This window comes from Flavobacterium sp., from assembly GCF_044371705.1.
Lineage (GTDB): Bacteria > Bacteroidota > Bacteroidia > Flavobacteriales > Flavobacteriaceae > Flavobacterium.
In genome coordinates this window covers 52,766-67,043 of the sequence record NZ_JBILTE010000001.1, presented here as the reverse complement: position 1 = coordinate 67,043, position 14,278 = coordinate 52,766, and the positions used below count along the sequence as shown (strand labels likewise).

The following is a 14,278-nucleotide window of genomic DNA, read 5'->3' as shown; positions in this document are numbered from 1 at the left end:
CGTTTTAGAAAACGGAACGCAAAAAGGCGACCGCACAGGCACAGGAACTAAAAGTGTTTTCGGTTATCAAATGCGTTTTGATTTAAGTGAAGGTTTCCCAATGGTTACTACAAAAAAACTACATTTAAAATCAATTATTTATGAACTTTTATGGTTTTTAAAAGGCGATACAAATATTGACTACTTAAAAGAAAACGGTGTGAAAATTTGGGATGAATGGGCCGATGAAAATGGCGATTTAGGTCCGGTTTACGGTTACCAATGGAGAAATTGGAACGGTGATGAAATTGATCAAATAACCGAATTAATTGAAACATTGAAGAAAAATCCGAACAGCCGCAGAATGTTAGTTTCCGCTTGGAATCCATCTGTTTTGCCGGACACTTCCAAATCATTTGCAGAAAATGTTGCCAATGGTAAAGCAGCACTTCCACCGTGTCATGCATTTTTCCAGTTTTACGTAGCGGATGGAAAATTAAGTTGCCAATTGTACCAGCGAAGTGCCGATATATTTTTAGGCGTACCCTTTAACATTGCTTCGTATGCATTGTTTACATTAATGGTTGCTCAAGTTTGCGATTTACAACCGGGAGAATTTATTCACACTTTTGGTGATGCTCACATCTACAACAACCATTTTGAACAAGTAGAATTGCAACTTTCACGCGAGCCAAAACCCTTACCAAAAATGATTTTAAATCCGGAAATTAAAAATATTTTTGATTTTACTTTTGAAGATTTTACGTTAGTTGGTTATGATCCGCACCCGCACATTAAAGGAATAGTAGCCGTTTAAAATTATTTTATGAAATATATTTTTTATTTTTTATTTTTTTCGTTGACAGTTGTTGGTCAAACTACTGATTCCGAAGCTGAGAGCCAGGAAACAGTAGGTTTTCAAATCATTGAAAACGTTCCAATATTTCCAGGCTGTGAACAATTACCAATGAATGAAAGAAGACAATGTTTTAATAAAAAAATTCAAGAACATATCATTAAAAATTTTAATTATCCCAAAAAGGCAGTAAAAAAAACATCCAAGGGAAAGTTCTTGTAACATTTGTTATTGAAAAAGATGGTTCTATTTCCATAGATAAAGTTAGAGGACCAGATCCAATTTTAGAAGAAGAAGCAAAAAGAATAATTTTGTTACTACCTCAAATGACTCACGGATATTTCATGGAAGATCCCGTTAGAGTAACGATGTCAATTCCGATAAGTTTTTCTTTAAATTAAAAAAAATCCGTTTAGTTAAAAACCAAACGGATTAAATTTTCTTTAAAATCGAGAATTAAACGGTTACCACGCTATTTTCAGCTGCAGCAAACTCGTTCCATTTGTAATCATCCGCGTCTGTATCATTGATGAATTGACCATCAACTAAATAACGGAACTCATACGAATTTGAAGCAGGTAATTCAAAAGTAGCTTTGAAAGTACCGTTTTTCAACTTGCTTAATTCTCCTGCTGTTGGATTCCAATTGTTGAAATCACCAATTACTGCAGCAGTAGTAGCTTCAGTAGCTTCTATCGAAAAAGTTACTTTACAAACTGGTTTCGATTTTATAAATTGTTTCTTAATTGCCATAACTATCTAATTTTTAGAATTATGGTACAAAGGAACGAATAGAATTATGGAAATCAAATAGTTAGCATACGTTTTATCATATTCTTAAAAACACTATTAAAAAAAAGTTACATTGTTAATTTATAATAAGTTAGATTGAATATTGTAAATAAAAAAACGGTTTCGTATTTCATTATCATTAAAATAGATTTTTTTATTTTTTAAAAAAAGTATACCTTTCAATTCAGAAAAATCAAAGAACCATGGAAATAGATCGAGAACAACACGAAAAATACGAATATGCCCGAAAAAGAATTAAACAGAAAAAAAGATTGTATTATCATTTCATATTATTCTTAGTAGGAAGTTTGTTTTTTATTGTCATTGAAAAAATTTACGATGTGCAACCTTTTGAAGGTTGGTATATTTGGGCATTAACTATCTGGTTTTTTCTATTCATTTTACATTTCATTAAAGTGTACATCACCGATCGTTTTATGAATAAAGATTGGGAGCGTGAACAAATAGATCGTTTAATTGCCAAACAAAACAAACGTCTGGAACAATTGAAAACAAAAGTTGAAAATGAATGGAACGATAAAAATGAGAATACACAATGATTATTATAATTGCAGCAGTTGCTGAAAATAACGCCTTGGGTAAAAACAACGACTTAGTTTGGCACTTACCCGATGATTTTAAAAGATTCAAACTACTCACTTCCGGTCATTACATTGTCATGGGTAGAAAAACATTTGAAAGTTTTCCGAAACCATTACCCAATCGAACACATGTAATCATCACCCGTCAAAAAAACTACACACCCGAAGGATGTTTAATTGCCAATACATTACAAGAAGCAATGCACCTTTGTCCGAAAAATGAAGACACTTACATTATTGGTGGCGGAGAAATATACAATCAATCTATAGGTATTGCAGATATTTTAGAAATTACGCGAGTGCATGATACTTTTGAAGCTGATACTTTCTTCCCCGAAATAGTCCCTACAGTTTGGGAATTGACCAATGAAGAATTTCATCCAAAAGATGACAAACACAACTATTCATTTACTTATCAAACATTTCATAGAAAATAAAAAAACATCCCTTTTGAGGATGTTTTTAATCAAGTAAAGTATGCAAAGTTTTTAAATCATCAGTATTTGATAACTTAAAATAAAAATAACCACTGCCAAAAATACTCCGGAAAAGAAGATAATGGCATTGGCAAATCTTTGAGAGTACATCTCAAAGAAACCTTTAATACCAAATACCACAAAGGTATTAAAGGCAAAAAAAACTAAAATTTCCAAAAACAAATTTAACCCTAAGAACGTTTGAGGTGCATCAACGTGCACACCTCTTGCTAAAGTATTGGCATTAATAACGTTTGTCAATACCAAAGTAATTGCTAATGCCAAAAGCAACCACTTCATTTCAGATTTAATAATTCTTATAAACATACCTTACTGATGTGTTGTAAATTTCATTTTATTAAACCACTTTTACAATACCCACTTTTAGGGATTTTTTTTACATCACTAAATTTAGTGATGTTTTGTTTATTTTTTTCATGCTTTAGTTAAACATAAAAACAATATTGTTATACTTAGAGAATCCCTTATATTTGCAAAAAATTGCCCGTATGTCAAAAAACATCACTCCTTATAAAGATTCTACATTAGGAAAAAAAGAACAAGTTGCTCAAATGTTTGATGCTATTTCAACAAATTATGATGGCTTGAATAGAGTCATCTCTTTTGGAACGGATGTTGAATGGCGAAAAAAAGTACTTGCAATTGTAAAGAAAAAAAATCCAACAACTATTTTAGATATTGCCACTGGAACCGGAGATTTAGCATTATTAATGTCGGAAATTGAAGCTACAAAAATTATAGGTATAGATATTTCTGCAGGTATGCTAGACGTAGGAAGAAAAAAAATTGCACAAAAAAACCTTTCAAATCGCATTGAAATGATTTTGGGCGATTCTGAAAACATGCCTTTTGAAGACAATTTTTTTGATGCGATTACGGTAGCTTTTGGTGTTAGAAATTTTGAAACATTAGAAAAAGGATTGATCGAAATTCTTAGGGTTCTTAAACCAAATGGCGTTTTTGTTATTTTAGAAACATCAGTGCCCGAAAAATTTCCGTTCAAACAAGGCTATAATTTTTACTCAAAAAACATACTCCCAGTCATCGGAAAACTATTTTCAAAAGACAATTCTGCTTATGCCTATTTATCGGAATCTGCTAATGCTTTTCCGTATGGAGAAAAATTAAACAATATTTTGCGTAATATTGGGTTTACTAATGTTGAATCCTATCCGCAAACTTTTGGGGTAGCAACAATATATTCAGCTACTAAATAATACAATGAAAAAAATAGTTTTTATACTTCTGTTCTTATTTGCTTTTGATTCGCATGCTCAAAAGTCAATGTTTGCAAAAGATCCTATTATAAACCTGGAAAATTTTGACAAACAACGAGTTCACTGGGGTTATTTTCTTGGTTTTAATTCATTAGATTTTAAATTTGATTACTTAAGCGTAACTGAAGATATAGATGTGAGTCCAACCACGGGATTTAATGTGGGTTTGGTTGGAAATTTACGATTGCAAGAATACATCAATCTTCGTTTTGAGCCCGGTTTATATTACACACAAAGAAATTTAACCTACCCAGAAATAGAAGACCCATTTGACGCTTTAAGAGAAGTAAAATCAACCTATATTATGTTTCCTCTATTGGTTAAATTTTCTTCAAAAAGAGTTGGTAATGTGAGACCTTATTTAGTGGGTGGAGCTTCAGCCACTTTGAATTTATCAAGTAATGAGCGTGCAAGCGATGATAATTTTAACAACCGTTTCCGAATGAAGACATGGACGTATGATTATCAAGTAGGATTTGGTGTAGACTTTTATTTTGAATACTTTAAATTTTCTCCTTCCATTAGAGGAGTATTTGGTTTAAGCGATGAATTGATTCGAGATAACACTGCCGATAGTCCGTGGACCGGTAACATCGACTCGATGAAAACAAGAGGAATTTTAATCAATTTTACATTTCACTAAGAATTTCTGCAAAACTCACTTAGTGTGATGGCGGTGGCTGTTGCTACGTTTAAACTTTCTGTTTTTTGTTGCGTTCCAAATCGAGGAATAGTGATTTTTCGCTGAATCAATTGTTCTATATTTTTTGAAATACCATTGGATTCATTCCCCATTACGATAATTCCTTCTCTTGTTTTTTGCTCAGTATAGATATTATTTCCGTCCATAAAAGTGCCATAGATAGGAAGTTTTGTTTTTTTAAGCACATCTACCAAGTCTGCATACACAATCCTAACTCTTGCAAGCGAACCCATGGTTGCTTGAACCACTTTTGGATTAAAAACGTCCACAGTTGTTTCAGAACAAATTAATTGTTTAACGCCAAACCAGTCGCAAAGTCTAATTATTGTGCCCAAATTTCCCGGATCTCTAATGTCATCTAATGCTACAATTAGCTCATGATCATTAATTTTACTGCTTATTGGAATTTTAAAAAGAGCCAAACACTCATTAGGTGTTGTTAAAGCACTAATTCTTTTTAATTCATTGTTAGTTATTTGAGTAATTTTATCAGATGGAACCTGAATGTTTAAATTTGCTACCGTATACAAATGAACCAATTCAAAATCAGATTGGAATAGTTCTTGTATCACTTTAATTCCTTCAGCGATAAAAAGTTGCTGCTCGGTCCGATTTTTTTTTTGAACTAAACCGGTAATTAATTTTATTTGGTTTTTACTAACCATAGAAATAATGTACTTTTGAATTAAATAATTTTCTGCTTGAAAAAGATACTTACAAAAATAACATTATTAATTGTTATCATTGGATTAATTTATTCCTGCGATTCTGTAAAAAGAGTTCCGGATAACAAACAACTCTTAACAAAAGTTGAAATAACTGTTGACGGGAATTCTAAAATCAAAGAGGATTTGACCGGCTTTATATTTCAAAAACCAAATGCTCGAATATTGAAAGTGCCTTTTGGCTTGCATATTTACAATTGGGCAAGACCAAATCCGGATTCTGTTTTTAGAGCTAAATATATTGAAGATACCATACGCTTTAAGAGAATGTCTGCTATCTATTCTGAAAAACAAGTGTATCGCTTGGGCGAATCTTTTTACATGAAAGGCTTCCACGAATTACTGAAATCAACCGGAGAAAAGCCCATAATTATAGATAGTACTCGAACAAAACGAAGTGAGTTTAAATTAAGATCACATTTCTTCAATAATGGCTTTTTTGACGTTGAGGTAAAGTCGGAGACCGACTCTGTTGGTTATAAAAAGGGTAAAGTAAAATACATTATCGATTTAAAAAGTCCTTATATTCTAGATTCCATTAAAGCTACAATCACATCACCTGATTTGGATTCTTTGTATCAAGTAACAAAAAGTCAGTCAGTCATAAAAAGCGGACAACAATACAATTCTAAAATAATTGAAGAAGAACGGAACCGTTTGACAACTTATTTCAGAAATAACGGTGCATATAATTTTCAACAAAACTATATTACCTTTGATGTAGACACTATAAATTTAAGCAAAAGACCTAATATCACTACCGTGATAGGAGATTTTAACTACCGTGAAAACGACACTTTAAAAACCGCTCCTTTTCATATTTATAAAATTAGTGAAGTTAATATTTTTACTGACAATCCTTCTTCTAAAGATAAAAAAACGATAACAGATAGTGTTTCATATAATGGTTTTAATCTTTATAGTATCGAAAAACTACGATTTAAACCAAAAGCAATAACAGATGCGGTGTTTATCAATAAAGGTGGCGTATATGCCGACTTTAGAAACAATCTAACTTCGCGATTTTTAAGTAATTTAAAGGTATTTAATTATCCTTCGATTAAGTATGAACAGGATCCAAAAGACTCCACCGGAACAAGTTTAATAGCCAATATCTATCTAAACCCAAGAAAGAAAATCACTTGGGGTGCTACTCTAGATTTGACACATTCCAACATTCAGGAATTTGGTATTGCGGGAAACACCTCTGTTACTATTCGAAACGTATTTAACGGTGCTGAAACATTTGAAGTTGCTGTTAGAGGAAATATAGGTTCATCTCGCGATAATGCCAATCCAAACAACGTGTTTTTTAACATTTTAGAATTAGGTGTCGACGGTAGATTGAGCTTCCCAAGAATCTTTTTCCCATTAAAAACTGAAAAAATCATTCCTAAAAACATGATTCCTTCATCTGTTATCAGTGCCGGTTTTTCCAGCCAAACAAATGTGGGACTTGATAAGGAAAATTTCACGGGAGGTTTAACCTACAATTGGACTCCCAAGCGTTTCAGAACTGCAAAATTTGAATTAATCAATCTTCAATATGTTAATAATCTGAATGTTGACAATTATTTTAATGTATACAGATCTTCTTACAATGCATTGAATGCTGTTTCAAAAAACTATGACGATGTTAATGATCTTTACTATGACGGAGAAAATGGCGAAGGTAATTTGATTATTACCTTAGGCACTGATGGTTTTATAAACGATGTTTTATCTAATCCTGTGGTGGTCGTGGTAAGCGATGAAGATTTTGAAACAGTACGAAGTATTGATGAACGAAAATCTAGGTTAACCGAAAACAACTTCATTATGGCTTCTAGCTTTAGTTATTCAATAACTACTAAAAGTAATTTGCTAGATAATGCATTTTACAATTTTAAAGCTAAGGTTGAACTTGCCGGGAACACGTTAGACTTATTAGCAAATATTACAAATCCAGCTCTAGGACCCAATGGAAACAAAACATTTATGGGTGTTGAGTTTTCACAATATGTTAAAACAGAATTTGAATTTGTGAAGTTATTTGATTTACAGAAAGAAAATATATTTGCCACTCGCTACTTCTTGGGGGTTGCAATACCTTATGGTAATGCACAAAATATTCCATTTGCACGAAGTTACTTTGCCGGTGGTTCTAACGACAATAGAGCTTGGCAACCCTACAGTCTAGGTCCGGGTAGCAGCGGAGCTCGAGATGACTTTAATGATGCCAACTTAAAAATAGCTTTAAGTGCAGAATATCGGTTTAAACTTTTTGGAAATTTCAAAGGAGCACTATTTGCCGACGCCGGGAATATTTGGAACTTTATGGATAATGTTACAATTCCAGGTGCTGTTTTTGAAGACTTAGAGTCATTGAAAGACATTGCTTTAGGTACCGGCTTTGGATTAAGATACGATTTCAGTTTCTTCGTTGTTCGTTTTGACATCGGTTTTAAAACCTATAATCCGGCGAATGAAATGGATAGAAGATGGTTTAATGAATACAATTTCAGTAATTCTGTTCTGAATATCGGAATCAATTATCCGTTCTAATCAAATTCCTTAAAGTATTTAAAAAAAAGCCTTATAAAATGCGGATTTTTACCTAATTATTTTACCAAACCTTTTTAAATTATTATTTTTGTTGCTTAACTTATTTAATACTTAACCATTATGTCCCACAATATTAAGCCAGGTGTTGCTACCGGAGATCAAGTACAGGAACTATTTAAATATGCGAAAGAAAAAGGATTTGCACTTCCGGCGGTGAATGTTATTGGATCGAGTACTGTTAATGGTGTATTAGAAACTGCCGCCAAATTAAATGCTCCGGTAATTATCCAGTTTTCAAATGGCGGTGCTGTTTATAATGCGGGTAAAGGATTATCAAATGCAGATGAAAAAGCTGCAATTTTAGGTGCAGTTGCAGGAGCCAAACACATTCATACGCTTGCAGAAGCTTATGGAGCTACGGTAATTTTACATACAGACCATTGTGCAAAAAAGTTGCTTCCTTGGATTGACGGTCTTTTAGATGCTTCTGAAAAGCATTTTGCAGAAACAGGTAAACCGTTGTTCTCCTCTCATATGATTGATTTATCTGAAGAACCCATCGAAGAAAACATTGAAATTTGTAAAAAATATTTAGCTCGTATGAGTAAATTGGGAATGACTCTTGAAATCGAATTAGGAGTAACCGGTGGTGAAGAAGATGGTGTGGATAATTCTGATGTTGATAGCTCAAAATTATACACTCAACCGGCGGAAGTGGCTTATGCTTATGAAGAACTTTCAAAAATAAGTCCGAAATTCACAATTGCAGCTGCTTTTGGAAATGTCCACGGTGTCTACAAACCCGGAAATGTAAAATTGACTCCTGTAATTTTGAAAAATTCTCAGGAATATGTTCAAAATAAATTCAAAACAAGCTCAAATCCGATTGACTTTGTATTCCACGGTGGTTCAGGTTCTACATTAGAAGAAATTAGAGAAGCTATTTCATACGGTGTAGTAAAAATGAATATCGATACCGACTTACAATTTGCCTATACCGAAGGTATTCGTGATTATATGACCTCAAAAATTGATTATTTGCGAACGCAGATTGGAAGCCCCGATGGTGCCGATTCTCCCAACAAAAAACACTACGACCCAAGAAAGTGGATTCGCGAAGGTGAATTAACTTTCAACAAAAGGTTAGAGCAAGCATTTGCTGATTTAAACAATGTGAACACTTTATAAGCAGGAAGAGTGAAGTGTGAAGCAGGAAGTTTTCTTCCGTCTTCCATCTCCCATCTTCCAACCAAAATTTAAAATTATGGCCTGGTTTAAAAGAACAGAAAAAGGAATTCAAACCCCTACAGAAGACAAAAAAGATGTGCCAAAAGGACTTTGGTACAAATCACCAACAGGTAAAATTGTGGATCAAGATGAATTGGCAAAAAATTTATGGGTAAGTCCGGAAGATGATTTTCATGTACGAATTGGAAGTTCAGAATATTTTCAAATATTGTTTGACAATAATGAATTCAAAGAATTAGATGCAAAAATGACGTCTAAAGATCCTTTGAAATTTACTGATACCAAGAAGTATGCGGACCGTTTGAAAGACGTCATGGAAAAAACCGGATTGAAAGACGCGGTACGAACAGGTGTTGGAAAATCAAAAGGAAAAGATTTAGTTGTTTGCTGCATGGATTTCACCTTTATTGGAGGTTCCATGGGTGCTGTAGTTGGTGAAAAAATTGCTCGCGGAATTGATTATTCAATTAAAAATAAAGTTCCATTTATGATGATTTCAAAATCTGGTGGAGCTCGAATGATGGAGGCTGCTTACTCGTTGATGCAATTAGCCAAAACCTCAGCAAAATTAGCACAATTAGCCGATGCCGGTATTCCTTATATTTCACTATGTACCGATCCAACTACGGGTGGAACAACAGCATCTTATGCAATGTTAGGAGATATTAATATTGGCGAACCGGGAGCTTTAATTGGCTTTGCCGGTCCACGAGTAGTAAAAGATACCACCGGAAAAGATTTGCCGGAAGGTTTTCAAACTTCGGAATTCTTGCTAGAACATGGGTTTTTAGATTTTATAACCCACAGAAAAGAGTTGAAAGACAAAGTCAATTTATACATTGATTTAATTTTGAATCAAACTGTTAGATAAAAAAAATCCCGAGTAAAATCGGGATTTTTTATGCTATACTATTTTAAAAACCACTCCGGATGGCTTCTACCGGATCTAATTTAGAAGCTGAAATTGCTGGAATAATTCCGGATATTAATCCAATTACGCCTGCTAAACCAGCTCCTAACAATATATTACTTAAACTTAAGATAAATTCAAAGTCTAAAATCTTTGTCATTAGTACCGCAATACCCCAAACCATTAAAAGTCCAATGATGCCACCTATGACCGAAAGTATAACTGCTTCAAACAAAAACTGAAACAATATAAACCTGTTTTTAGCACCTAATGATTTTTGGATGCCAATCAAATTGGTTCGTTCTTTCACCGATACAAACATAATATTTGCAATTCCGAAACCGCCTACCAAAAGAGAAAATCCGGCAATGAGCCAACCTCCGATGTTTAAATTGCCCACTATTTGATCAATGAAATCTGTAAAACCAGACAATACATTGATAAAAAAATTATCAATTTCAGTTACTTTTAATCCTCTGTAAGTTCGCAATTTCTGTGTGATTTCGCCTTTAAAAGCTTCTATATCAATTCCTTTTTTAGGTTTAATAATTATAACCGGCGTTATTAAATCACTATTTTCACCATAAAGTCTTCTGATAAAATTCATGGGGATAAAAACTGCATTGTCACGACTGTCACCAAAAGTTGAAAAACCCTGTTTATCAGTAACACCTATTACTGTAAAACGTTGTCCATACAGGCGAACTTTTTGCCCGATAGCTTGTTCTAAATTTTCAAAAAGTCCCTCCGCTACATCAAAACCCAATATAATAACGGCAGTACCGGAATTGGATTCCGCTTCATTAAAAAACCGCCCGTTACTTATTTTAATCCCATCAATTCCTTCATACTCAAAGGTTGTTGGTGTAACACGAACAGAACTCACCGTTTTGTCTTCAAATTTTATATTTTCATTTCTTGTAAAAAGGTTGAAAGCCATTTTATCAGCATCAGAAATAGAACGTTTCAAATACTCATATTCCTCAAAAGTTACATCAGGAAATTGTTCTCTTTTCCATCTTGGAATATCACTCGGTCCAAATGAGGAACTAAAAAGGTAAATAGTGTTTTTATCTAAATCATTCAAATCATCTTTAATCTTTTTATCCAATGAATCCACTGCTGCCAATACAGCAATTATTGAAAATATCCCGATGGTAACTCCCAGAAGCGATAAAAAAGTTCGCAACTTATTGTTTCGCAAGGCATTCATTGCAAAACTAAAACTTTCTTTAAGCAGTCGGAGATATACTAACATCAGCTATTTTATGATAATTTATTGTTACCATAGGTAGTTAAAACAGTCAAATTGTTACAACTTTTATAAGAAAAAATAAAAATGACAATTGCGTAATTTGACAAAACTGAAGGACAATCTTTTGTCTTTGAAAAGAACTGACTGAAACCAAAAAAAATAAAAAACAAATCCTTTAATCGTTTGATAATTAATCATACAAATGGTACTTTTGCACCTTTAAATAAAGACACAAAATGAGCAACACTAAAACCATACAATCCGCCTTAATTTCTGTATTTGACAAAACGGGTTTAGATCCAATTGTAAAACAACTGAACAGTCAAAATGTCATTATATATTCGACAGGTGGAACAGAAGATTTTATCAAAAATCTGGGAATCCCCGTTGTTCCCGTTGAAGATGTTACTTCGTATCCATCTATTTTAGGAGGGAGAGTAAAAACATTACATCCAAAAATTTTTGGGGGCATTCTAAACCGCCAGGATAATCCGAGTGATGTTGAACAAATGAGAGCGTATGAAATCCCTCAAATAGATTTAGTGATTGTTGACTTGTATCCTTTCGAAAAAACGGTTGCTTCAGGAGCTTCGGAAGCCGATATTATTGAAAAAATTGATATTGGTGGTATTTCATTAATTCGTGCTGCTGCCAAAAACTTCAAAGATACCGTGATTGTATCTTCAGTGAATGAATACAATTATTTATTAGATTTGATTTCCACTCAAAATGGTGCGACTACTTTGGAGCAAAGAAAGTTATTAGCAACAAAAGCTTTTCATGTTTCCTCGCATTACGACTCAGCCATTTTCAATTATTTTAATAGCGACGAAACCTATTATAAACAGAGTATTGCAAACGGCCAAATTTTACGTTACGGAGAAAATCCGCATCAAAAAGGTTACTTTTTTGGAGATTTTGACCAAATGTTTACTAAAGTTCACGGAAAAGAATTGTCATACAACAACCTACTTGATGTTGACGCAGCAGTGAATTTAATTTTAGAATTCAAACACAATGATCCAACTTTTGCTATTTTAAAACACAATAACCCCTGTGGGTTGGCAACCAGATCAACAATGAAACAAGCTTATTTAGACGCATTGGCTGGTGATCCAACCTCAGCTTTCGGTGGTGTATTAATTGCTAACGGAACTATTGATACGGAAACAGCTTTAGAAATTAATCAACTCTTCTGTGAAGTGGTGATTGCTCCAAGTTATGATGAAAAAGCTGTTGAAATACTTCAAGAAAAGAAAAACAGAATCATTTTAATTCAAAATGAAGTTGAATTACCTCAAAAGCAAGTACGAACTTGTTTAAACGGATTATTAATTCAAGATAAAAATGCAGTTACAGACAATAAAGAAGGTTTAAAAACAGTTACGACTAAAGAACCTACCAATCAAGAAATTGAAGATCTATTGTTTGCCTCTAAAATCTGTAAAAACACCAAATCCAACACAATTGTATTTGCAAAAAATGGACAATTAATTGCAGCCGGAACCGGTCAAACCTCAAGAGTTGATGCATTAAAACAAGCCATTGAAAAAGCCAATTCGTTTAATTTCAATTTAAATGGAGCCGTAATGGCGAGCGACGCTTTCTTTCCGTTTCCGGATTGTGTAGAAATTGCTCATCTTGCGGGAATTACAGCTGTAATTCAACCAGGAGGTTCAATAAAAGACGAGTTGAGTATCGCGTATTGTAATGAAAATAATTTGGCAATGGTATTTACCGGAACACGTCATTTTAAACATTAATTTTTATACCTTTGCTTGTTACGTAGTACAAACCTAATAAACCCTAAATAAACCTATGGGATTTTTTGATTTCATGACCGAGGATATAGCAATTGACCTTGGTACAGCAAACACCCTAATTATTCATAATGACAAAGTTGTGATTGACAGTCCGTCAATTGTAGCCCGTGACCGAATAACCGGAAAAATCATTGCTGTTGGAAAAGAAGCCAACTTAATGCAAGGAAAGACACACGAAAACATCAAAACGATTCGCCCGTTAAAAGACGGTGTAATTGCTGATTTTGATGCTTCAGAAAAGATGATCAATATGTTCATCAAAAGTATTCCTGCTCTAAAGAAGCGATTATTCACACCTGCATTACGAATGGTTGTATGTATTCCATCCGGAATTACGGAAGTGGAAATGCGTGCAGTTAAAGAATCTTGTGAACGTGTAAACGGAAAAGAAGTTTATTTGATACATGAGCCTATGGCAGCAGCCATCGGTATCGGCATCGATATCATGCAACCCAAAGGAAACATGATTGTGGATATAGGTGGTGGTACTACTGAGATTGCCGTAATTGCATTAGGTGGAATTGTTTGTGATAAATCAGTGAAAATTGCTGGTGATGTTTTCACAAACGATATTGTTTACTATATGCGTACGCAACACAATTTATTTGTTGGAGAAAGTAGCGCAGAAAAAATAAAAATTGAAATTGGAGCGGCTATCGAAGATTTAGAATCTGCACCCGATGAAATGTCAGTTCAAGGACGTGACTTACTAACCGGAAAACCTAAGCAAGTAGACGTCTCCTTCCGTGAAATTGCAAAAGCTTTAGACAAGTCCATTCAAAGAATTGAAGATGCCGTGATGGAAACCTTGTCACAAACTCCTCCTGAATTAGCAGCAGATATTTATAACACAGGTATCTATTTAGCCGGCGGAGGTTCAATGTTAAGAGGTTTAGACAAGCGAATTTCTTTGAAAACAGATTTGCCTGTTTATATTGCCGAAGATCCATTACGTGCGGTTGTAAGAGGAACAGGAATTGCTTTGAAAAATATTGCCAAATACAGAAGTATTTTAATTAAATAGAAAGAAATCTAATTGATTGTTCTTTTTACAGACCCTTTTTTTA

At 33.7% G+C, this 14,278-nt stretch carries 16 protein-coding genes; 12 read left to right on the top strand and 4 right to left on the bottom strand.

The window, feature by feature from the left end; translation table 11 throughout:
* The 3 genes from ACIQ2S_RS00290 to ACIQ2S_RS00280 form a co-directional block, all read left to right on the top strand.
* Nucleotides 1-796: thymidylate synthase (locus tag ACIQ2S_RS00290; protein WP_396171979.1), on the top strand; the 796-nt coding region annotated here is incomplete at its 5' end.
* A 9-nt stretch (nt 797-805) separates the two neighbouring features.
* Entirely contained in the window at nt 806-1,057 is a 252-nt protein-coding gene (locus tag ACIQ2S_RS00285; RefSeq protein WP_396171977.1) for a hypothetical protein, read from the top strand.
* Entirely contained in the window at nt 1,036-1,236 is a 201-nt protein-coding gene (locus tag ACIQ2S_RS00280) for an energy transducer TonB (RefSeq protein WP_396171983.1), read from the top strand. Before ACIQ2S_RS00285 ends, ACIQ2S_RS00280 begins: the two co-directional genes overlap by 22 nt.
* A gap of 55 nt (nt 1,237-1,291) precedes the next feature.
* On the opposite strand, the gene ACIQ2S_RS00275 is transcribed toward ACIQ2S_RS00280, so the two are convergent.
* Nucleotides 1,292-1,588 (bottom strand): isoamylase early set domain-containing protein, encoded by a 297-nt coding sequence (locus ACIQ2S_RS00275; protein WP_396171975.1) that lies wholly within the window; start codon nt 1,586-1,588, stop codon nt 1,292-1,294.
* Between the two features lie 242 nt (nt 1,589-1,830).
* On the opposite strand from ACIQ2S_RS00275, the gene ACIQ2S_RS00270 reads away from it, so the two are divergent.
* The gene (locus ACIQ2S_RS00270) at nt 1,831-2,187 is read left to right on the top strand and encodes a 2TM domain-containing protein (RefSeq protein ID WP_396171973.1); all 357 of its coding nucleotides are present in this window, start codon (nt 1,831-1,833) and stop codon (nt 2,185-2,187) included.
* A complete protein-coding gene (locus ACIQ2S_RS00265; RefSeq protein WP_396171971.1) occupies nt 2,184-2,666 on the top strand; it encodes a dihydrofolate reductase in 483 nt (160 codons plus the stop codon). Before ACIQ2S_RS00270 ends, ACIQ2S_RS00265 begins: the two co-directional genes overlap by 4 nt.
* Before the next feature lie 51 nt (nt 2,667-2,717).
* On the opposite strand, the gene ACIQ2S_RS00260 is transcribed toward ACIQ2S_RS00265, so the two are convergent.
* Complete coding sequence (locus ACIQ2S_RS00260; protein ID WP_396171968.1) at nt 2,718-3,032, bottom strand: hypothetical protein; 315 nt, start codon at nt 3,030-3,032, stop codon at nt 2,718-2,720.
* 182 nt (nt 3,033-3,214) lie between these two features.
* Between ACIQ2S_RS00260 and ubiE the strand changes: the two genes are divergently transcribed.
* Both ubiE and ACIQ2S_RS00250 read left to right on the top strand, forming a co-directional pair.
* Nucleotides 3,215-3,943 (top strand): bifunctional demethylmenaquinone methyltransferase/2-methoxy-6-polyprenyl-1,4-benzoquinol methylase UbiE, encoded by a 729-nt coding sequence (ubiE, locus tag ACIQ2S_RS00255; protein ID WP_396171965.1) that lies wholly within the window; start codon nt 3,215-3,217, stop codon nt 3,941-3,943.
* Between the two features lie 4 nt (nt 3,944-3,947).
* On the top strand, nt 3,948-4,646 hold the full coding sequence (locus ACIQ2S_RS00250) for a porin family protein (protein ID WP_396171962.1): 699 nt from the start codon (nt 3,948-3,950) through the stop codon (nt 4,644-4,646).
* On the opposite strand, the gene ACIQ2S_RS00245 is transcribed toward ACIQ2S_RS00250, so the two are convergent.
* A complete protein-coding gene (locus ACIQ2S_RS00245) occupies nt 4,643-5,371 on the bottom strand; it encodes an RNA methyltransferase (RefSeq protein WP_396171960.1) in 729 nt (242 codons plus the stop codon). The genes ACIQ2S_RS00250 and ACIQ2S_RS00245 overlap by 4 nt on opposite strands.
* A 36-nt stretch (nt 5,372-5,407) precedes the next feature.
* Here ACIQ2S_RS00245 and ACIQ2S_RS00240 point away from each other — a divergent pair, with 36 nt between their 5' ends.
* From ACIQ2S_RS00240 to accD, 3 genes are all read left to right on the top strand, one after another.
* A complete protein-coding gene (locus ACIQ2S_RS00240; protein ID WP_396171958.1) occupies nt 5,408-7,975 on the top strand; it encodes a BamA/TamA family outer membrane protein in 2,568 nt (855 codons plus the stop codon).
* Nucleotides 7,976-8,095: 120 nt separating this feature from the next.
* Complete coding sequence (gene fbaA / locus ACIQ2S_RS00235; RefSeq protein ID WP_396171956.1) at nt 8,096-9,163, top strand: class II fructose-bisphosphate aldolase; 1,068 nt, start codon at nt 8,096-8,098, stop codon at nt 9,161-9,163.
* Between the two features lie 76 nt (nt 9,164-9,239).
* Nucleotides 9,240-10,094 carry an acetyl-CoA carboxylase, carboxyltransferase subunit beta gene (gene accD / locus ACIQ2S_RS00230; protein WP_396171954.1) on the top strand — a complete coding sequence of 285 codons (855 nt, stop codon included), beginning with the start codon at nt 9,240-9,242 and terminating at the stop codon, nt 10,092-10,094.
* Between the two features lie 43 nt (nt 10,095-10,137).
* Here accD and ACIQ2S_RS00225 read toward each other — a convergent pair whose 3' ends face one another.
* Entirely contained in the window at nt 10,138-11,391 is a 1,254-nt protein-coding gene (locus tag ACIQ2S_RS00225; RefSeq protein WP_396171952.1) for an ABC transporter permease, read from the bottom strand.
* A 233-nt stretch (nt 11,392-11,624) separates the two neighbouring features.
* Between ACIQ2S_RS00225 and purH the strand changes: the two genes are divergently transcribed.
* Complete coding sequence (gene purH, locus ACIQ2S_RS00220) at nt 11,625-13,151, top strand: bifunctional phosphoribosylaminoimidazolecarboxamide formyltransferase/IMP cyclohydrolase (RefSeq protein ID WP_396171949.1); 1,527 nt, start codon at nt 11,625-11,627, stop codon at nt 13,149-13,151.
* Nucleotides 13,152-13,206: 55 nt separating this feature from the next.
* Nucleotides 13,207-14,235 carry a rod shape-determining protein gene (locus ACIQ2S_RS00215; RefSeq protein WP_396171947.1) on the top strand — a complete coding sequence of 343 codons (1,029 nt, stop codon included), beginning with the start codon at nt 13,207-13,209 and terminating at the stop codon, nt 14,233-14,235.
* The last annotated feature ends 43 nt before the right edge of the window (nt 14,236-14,278 follow it).

Bases quoted from the DNA above. Each gene is read 5' to 3' on its own strand.
- ubiE (WP_396171965.1), top strand. From the start codon at position 3,215: ATGTCAAAAAACATCACTCCTTATAAAGATTCTACATTAGGAAAAAAA.
- ACIQ2S_RS00265 (WP_396171971.1), top strand. From the start codon at position 2,184: ATGATTATTATAATTGCAGCAGTTGCTGAAAATAACGCCTTGGGTAAA.
- ACIQ2S_RS00245 (WP_396171960.1), bottom strand. From the start codon at position 5,371: ATGGTTAGTAAAAACCAAATAAAATTAATTACCGGTTTAGTTCAAAAA.
- ACIQ2S_RS00270 (WP_396171973.1), top strand. From the start codon at position 1,831: ATGGAAATAGATCGAGAACAACACGAAAAATACGAATATGCCCGAAAA.
- accD (WP_396171954.1), top strand. From the start codon at position 9,240: ATGGCCTGGTTTAAAAGAACAGAAAAAGGAATTCAAACCCCTACAGAA.
- ACIQ2S_RS00260 (WP_396171968.1), bottom strand. From the start codon at position 3,032: ATGTTTATAAGAATTATTAAATCTGAAATGAAGTGGTTGCTTTTGGCA.
- ACIQ2S_RS00285 (WP_396171977.1), top strand. From the start codon at position 806: ATGAAATATATTTTTTATTTTTTATTTTTTTCGTTGACAGTTGTTGGT.
- fbaA (WP_396171956.1), top strand. From the start codon at position 8,096: ATGTCCCACAATATTAAGCCAGGTGTTGCTACCGGAGATCAAGTACAG.
- purH (WP_396171949.1), top strand. From the start codon at position 11,625: ATGAGCAACACTAAAACCATACAATCCGCCTTAATTTCTGTATTTGAC.
- ACIQ2S_RS00250 (WP_396171962.1), top strand. From the start codon at position 3,948: ATGAAAAAAATAGTTTTTATACTTCTGTTCTTATTTGCTTTTGATTCG.
- ACIQ2S_RS00215 (WP_396171947.1), top strand. From the start codon at position 13,207: ATGGGATTTTTTGATTTCATGACCGAGGATATAGCAATTGACCTTGGT.
- ACIQ2S_RS00275 (WP_396171975.1), bottom strand. From the start codon at position 1,588: ATGGCAATTAAGAAACAATTTATAAAATCGAAACCAGTTTGTAAAGTA.
- ACIQ2S_RS00225 (WP_396171952.1), bottom strand. From the start codon at position 11,391: ATGTTAGTATATCTCCGACTGCTTAAAGAAAGTTTTAGTTTTGCAATG.